The organism is Streptomyces pratensis (genome assembly GCF_037137275.1).
Taxonomy (GTDB): Bacteria; Actinomycetota; Actinomycetes; order Streptomycetales; family Streptomycetaceae; genus Streptomyces; species Streptomyces pratensis_B.
Genome location: NZ_JBBBEN010000055.1, coordinates 24,692 through 30,691, shown reverse-complemented (window position 1 = coordinate 30,691; position 6,000 = coordinate 24,692). Strand labels below are relative to the sequence as shown.

Below are 6,000 nucleotides of genomic sequence, written 5' to 3'. Positions count from 1 at the left end.
TGGGAGCGGGAGAAGGTCTGGCCGTGGCGGTTGCATCAGGTCGCGGGCGGTGATGCCGGGGGTGATCTGGAGTGGTGGCGGATCGTGGGGCGGGACGCGGTCGTCTTTCCCGAGGTGGTGGCCGTGGCTGATGTGTTGCTTGATCCGGCTATGGCTCAGTTGGTGTGGGTGGACAGCGGTGCCGGGCGGCCGCGAGTGCTGCCCGTCGATGGGTTGTTCTGCCGTCGGCTCGGTGAGCGGGTGGGGCGGGGTTGGCTGGGGCCGCTGGTTGCGGCGGACCATGGCGGTCCGCTGATGGCGTGGATGGGCAGCGTGATCCGGTTGCGCCGTGGGGCCGGTGGGCCCCCCGGATATGACAACGATCCCTGGTGGCTGCGCCGGGAGCATCAGCCGGTGACGATGGCGGGGCAGTTGCGGGTGCTGGGCAAGGAGAAGCGGGCGCCGGGCTCGGGGACGATGTGGCGGGCGGTGGTGCCGGCCGAGCAGCGGATGCGGATCGGCAGTCTTATCGGCAGTGCCGAGGAGCAGTTGCTGCAGCTGCGCGGCGTGCAGAGCGGGCCGACCGCCGAGGTCGCCCGGCAGCTGCTGCAATGCCTCGGTCGCAGTGCCGGTCTGGTCGAGGCTGCCTGGAAGCGGACCGCGGTGGCGGCGGTGAACGGCGGGGTGCCGTTGGAGGAGGTGGCCCGGTGGGCGGATATGTCCCCCGGGACACTGAGGAGCATGCTGACGGCAGGCGGGCAGGAAGAGGACGGCTGAGATCAAGGCGGGCCCGGGCGCATCGCCTGTTAGCTGATACGGCACTCGTTTGTGGCAGAAACCCTGAAAACGACGATGCTTGTCGGCGGGAGCGGCTTGGCTGACGCGGGTGATCAGCACAGGAGAGGCCGCCCGGCCCGGGGGCCGGGCAGGGCGAGCGGCCGTGAATCGTCGGAGCGGGTTCGAGGCGGTGTTCCTCGATCCGGTGGGGCAGTCGGTTCAGCAGCGGTGGGCGGATGCCGCCATGACCGTGGGATTCGAGGAGTTGCCGCCGGTGTCGGCGTTCCCGGTGATCCCGGGGCGCCGCTGGGGGCCGGGGCTGTGGTGGTCGGCGACCACCGGGCAGCACGTGGCGGCCGGGTCGAACGCGATGCGCACCCAGCTGATGGTCCTGGACCGCGACCCGCACGTGACCGGGCTCGCGGGGCGTCCGGTACGCGTGTTGTGGCGCGAGGAGCGGGGCCGGGTGCGTTCCTGGGTGCCGCAGCTGTTCGCCCGGTACCGCGACGGCACGGGTCTGCTGGCCGACTGCCCCAGCCATCCGGAGGCCGGCGGCGACCGTGCGGTGAAGGCCGCCGAAGCGGTGAGCGCGGCGTGTGAGGAGATCGGCTGGGCCTACCGGCGTCTTGCGCCGCTCGACGACGTCCTGGCCGCCAATCTGAAATGGCTGGCCGGCTACCGCCACCCCCGCAACGCCGGCCGCCCCGGCCTGACACCTGCGGTGGTGGAGGCGTTCGCGCGGCCGCGGCCACTGATCGAAGGTGCCGAAGCGGTCGGTGACCCGATCGAGGTCCTGCCGGTGGTCTTCCACGCCCTGTGGCACGGCCGGGTGACGGCAGACATGGAGGCGCCGCTGCATGAACGTGTCCTGGTCGGTCCTGCGGGCTGGAGTGGCCCGGGTCCGGGCATGGCGGGAGGGGCTCGGTGACCGCGCGGCGCAACGCCCGGCCATCGGTGAAGGTCGGGGCGCAGGTCCGGTTCCGCGGTGTGAAGTGGCAGGTGGTCGCCCTGTCCGGGCAGACCATTCACCTCGTCGGCCCGGACGGCGGCGGCGAGGCGGTGCTCGCCGGGTACCTGTTCGCCGATCCCGGCTTCAGCGTCATCGGGGCCGACGTGCCGCAGGCGGCCCCGCAATGGGGGCTGTTCGAGACCGCCCCCGCCGCGGCGCGGGAGAAGGCCCTGGCCTGGCAGCGGCACGTGCGGGAAGTCGAATGCGGCCTTGCCGACGGGCCCGGCAGTACTGGAGCGGTGCGAGAGCAGTACGACCCAGAGCGGCACACGCTGGCCGAGCGGGAACAGGCCAAGGCCGAGGAGCTGACCGCGCTCGGCTTCGGCCGGGTGTCGCGCACCACGGTGCAGCGCATGCGGCTCGCTTATCGCAAGCAGGGACTGTGGGGGCTCTTGGACCACCGCACCACTCGTGCCTCCAGCCCTACCGGGCGGTCCGACGAACGGGTCGTCGCCGCCGTCCGTGAAGCGCTGCGCCGCCGGCGCGGGCGCTCCAAAGGCACCATCAACGGCCTGTTCCCGCTCATCAACCAGATCCTCGAAGATCAGCATGGCCCCGGTACGGTGCCCGTGCCGTCCCAGGCCACGCTGTACCGGCTCGTCACCACACTCGCCCGACCCGGCGAACTGCCCAGCGGTCCGGTGCGGCAGGTGCCCGCGAGTGTCGAGGGGCGAGCCTTCACCCCTGCCATGGCGCTGCGGCCGGGCGAGCAGGTCCAGATCGACACCACCCGCCTGGATGTCCTGGCCCTCTTCGACGACGGGCGCCTGGCCCGGCCCGAGCTGACCATCGCCGTCGACGTCGCCACCCGCGCCATCCTCGCCGCCGTACTGTGCCCCAGCGCGACCAAAGCCGTCGACGCGGCCCTGCTGCTCGCGGAGATGGCGGTCCCGCACCCGGCCCGCCCGACCTGGCCGGACATCCTGCGCATGGACCACGCCCGCACGCTCCCCCACCAACGGCTGGTCACGCTGGACGAACGTCTGGCCGGCGCGGCGGCCCGGCCGGTCGTCCTGCCCGAGACGATCGTCGTCGACCGCGGCAAAGTCTTCGTCTCCGCCGCGTTCACCGCCGCCTGCGAAAGCCTCGGCATCAGTGTCCAGCCCGCCCCGCCCCGCGCCCCCACCGCGAAGGGCATCGTCGAGCGCACCTTCGGCTCCATCAACGCCCTGTTCTGCCAGCACCTGCCCGGCTACACCGGATCCGACGTCACCCGCCGCGGCCCCGACACCGAGAAAGACGCCTGCTACAGCGTCACCCAGCTCCAGGACGTCCTCGATGAGTGGCTGGTGCACTACCACCACCGGCCCCACGAAGGGCTGCGCCACCCGATGATGCCCAGGAAGGCACTCACGCCGAACGAGATGTGGGCCGCGCTCGTCGCCATCGCCGGCTATGTGCCCGTCCCGTTGACCGGGCGCGACTACCTCGAACTGCTCCCCGTGCGCTGGCAGGCCATCACCCCCGCCGGCATCACCATCCACCACCGCACCTACGACGCCGACCTCCTCGCCCCCCACCGCGGCCAGCCCTCCCCCGTCGCCGGACGCGGCGGGAAATGGGAGATCCACTACAACCCCCACGATGTACGCCAGATCTGGATCCGCCTCCCCGACGGCGAACTCACCGAGATCCCGTGGATCCACCACGACCACGTCCACCGGCCCTTCGACGAACGCGCCTGGCAGCACATCCGCACCCAGGCCGTTGACGGCAACCACGGTGACGCCGAGCAGCACGAAGCCAGCCTCGCCGACGCCCTCGACCAGCTCATGCGCCGCGTCCACAGCGGCCACGCCACCACAACGGAGCAGGCCCTCATGGCCCGCACCGCTCACCTCCCGCTCCCCGAAGCCCGCGAGGGGGACCACGGCACCGAAGCACCCGCCGGCAGCCCGGCGCAGCAAGGCGACGAAGGCAACGACGACAGCATCGGCGACCTCGACAACCCGCCCGACGACGACCTCAGCCCCGCCCCGGCCACCGGATTCGGGCTCTACAACGCACACGAGGAAGCCCACAAGTGGTGAACCCGAGCCCGCCAAACGCGAGCAGCACACCAGGCGGTCCCGGCGACAGCGGCGGAGCCGAGTTGTCGTGGCCGCTGACCACCTGGCAGGGCTGGCACCGCTTCGCGACCACCGACCCCGTCGTCCCTCCCCGGCCAGGTGACCCGCCCCGCAGCACAGAGAAGCGCCTGGCCTACCACTCCAGCTTCGTCACTATCCGCACCCCCGCCATCCACGCCCTGGCCACCCAGGTCCGCACCCTGATGATCCTCGGCCGCCACCAGCAGACCACCGCACGGCCCTCCCTCATCGTCACCGGACCCGCCGCCACCGGGATCAGCACACGCCGCGGTACCCGTCGCGTATGTTCTGGTCCCGCCCGGCGCGACCGCGAAAACCCTCATCACCGAATTCGCCCGCTACCTCGGCATCCCCGTGGCCGCGCGCATGACCCAGACCCAGATCACCGAAGCCGTCTGCCACACCTACACCCAGGCCGGCATCCAGCTCGTGATGATCGACGAGATCCACCGCCTCAACCCCCGCACCACCACCGGCGCCCAAACCGCCGACCTCTTGAAAGACCTCAGCGAACGCCTTCCCGCGACATTCGTCTACGCCGGCATCAACGTCACCGACACCCCCCTGTTCACCGGCGTGAGAGGCGCCCAACTCGCCGGACGCGCCACCCTCGTCGACTGCGGCCCCCTCCCCGCCCGCCACGGCAAACGCGAACCCTTCCGCGAGGTCATCACCGACATCGAGAACGCCCTCGACCTCCAGCAGCACAAACCCGGCACCCTCCCCCGCCAAGCCCCCTACCTCCACCAGCGCACCGCAGGCCGCATCGGATCCCTCACCCGACTCATCCGCCAAGCCGCCATCACCGCCATCAGCGACGGCACCGAACGCATCACCAAAACCACCCTCGACACCATCCGCCTCGACCACCTCGCCGAAACCCACCACCGCCCCCACACCCGCACCCGAAGCCGCTAGCCCCGCCCGCCAGACAGGCAAAAGGCCCTGACCAGCACAAACACCAATCGGGCCTTTACACGCTAGAACTACCTACAACACACCCAGCTGCCCTCAGCGCAGAACACATAACTCCAGCTCAGATACCCCGCCCCAGCTACCAGGCCCGCCCATTCCACCTCTCAGCGAACCAGCAACACACCAGACCAGCCGCCTCACCGAACACCAACAAACCCCCCTCCCAGCGTTAGGAAGAACCTGGGCGCGGCCCGCGCCTACAAGGCCACGCACGGCAGCCTCGCCAGCCCGAGGAACGCGGTGATGGACGGGGTGGCGGTGGGTCAGTGGCTCGCGAATCTCCGCAAGCCCGGCGGGCTGGGGACCGACCCGGTGCGGGCAGCGCGTCGACGGGAAGCGCTGGAGGCGATCGACCCGGACTGGAACCCGCGGTGGCCCGTGGACTGGCAGCGCCACTACGCCGCCGCCCGTGTCCTCCTCGGTGAGGAGCAGGGCCGGACCGAGATCCTGCCCGGCGTCACCGTGAACGGGTGCGACGTCGGCACCTGGACCTACCGGCAGACCGACCCCGACGTCTGGAACAGCCTGTTGCCCGAGCAGCGCACACGCCTGGAAGCGCTCGGACTCGCGCCCCGGCCCGCACCGGCCGCCGAGCCCGCCAAGAAGGGCGCCGGGGCGTTCGAGCGGGGCATCACCGCGCTCACCCAGTACGCGACGAGGGAGGGCCACCTCCAGGTCCCACGCCAGCACACCGAATCCGTCGTCATCGACGGCCAGGAGCACAAAGTCAGGGCCGGGACCTTCCTGGCCAACCACAAGAGCCGGCGGGCGACGTTGAGCGCCGAAAAGCGGGCGGCCTTCGCCGCGCTCGGCATCGACTGGGCAACCGCGACCTGACACCGGCGCCTGGCCCGGGGACCGGTCCCGGCACCGGTGGCTGGTGGACTGGACCGGTGCCGGTGTCGGCGATGTTCGTGTAGATGCCGTAGGCGTAGTGGCTCACGACGATCCGGTCCAAGGTCACTCCCGTGGCCCTGTGGACGTTGATGCCGTTGGAGTAGACGGTGTCCGTGCCGGTGATCTCCGGGGTGGTGATGGTCGCGCCCGACCCGAGCCCAGCGCGTGCTCCTCCACCTTACTGGTGGTCACCGAGGAGTACGCCGGATGGGCTCACGACGATTCCGTGGGGACCCTCCGGTCCTTCTGAACGGGGTCAGGGGGGCGTGGGTG

The 6,000-nt window shown here is 71.1% G+C and carries 4 protein-coding genes and 1 pseudogene; all 5 read left to right on the top strand.

Annotated elements, in window-relative coordinates; translation table 11 throughout:
• Positions 1-756 (top strand): annotated as a pseudogene (locus V9U70_RS03485) (DNA-binding protein); the annotation flags it as partial.
• A 163-nt stretch (positions 757-919) separates the two neighbouring features.
• Positions 920-1,684, top strand: coding sequence for a TnsA-like heteromeric transposase endonuclease subunit (locus V9U70_RS03480; protein ID WP_336672936.1), 765 nt, complete (start codon positions 920-922; stop codon positions 1,682-1,684).
• Positions 1,681-3,795: a Mu transposase C-terminal domain-containing protein gene (locus V9U70_RS03475; protein WP_336672935.1), complete on the top strand. Its 2,115-nt coding sequence runs from the start codon at positions 1,681-1,683 to the stop codon at positions 3,793-3,795. Before V9U70_RS03480 ends, V9U70_RS03475 begins: the two co-directional genes overlap by 4 nt.
• Positions 3,796-4,143: 348 nt before the next feature.
• Positions 4,144-4,773 carry a TniB family NTP-binding protein gene (locus tag V9U70_RS03470; protein ID WP_336672941.1) on the top strand — a complete coding sequence of 210 codons (630 nt, stop codon included), beginning with the start codon at positions 4,144-4,146 and terminating at the stop codon, positions 4,771-4,773.
• 237 nt (positions 4,774-5,010) lie between these two features.
• The gene (locus V9U70_RS03465; protein WP_336672940.1) at positions 5,011-5,667 is read left to right on the top strand and encodes a helicase associated domain-containing protein; all 657 of its coding nucleotides are present in this window, start codon (positions 5,011-5,013) and stop codon (positions 5,665-5,667) included.
• Positions 5,668-6,000: the final 333 nt, after the last annotated feature.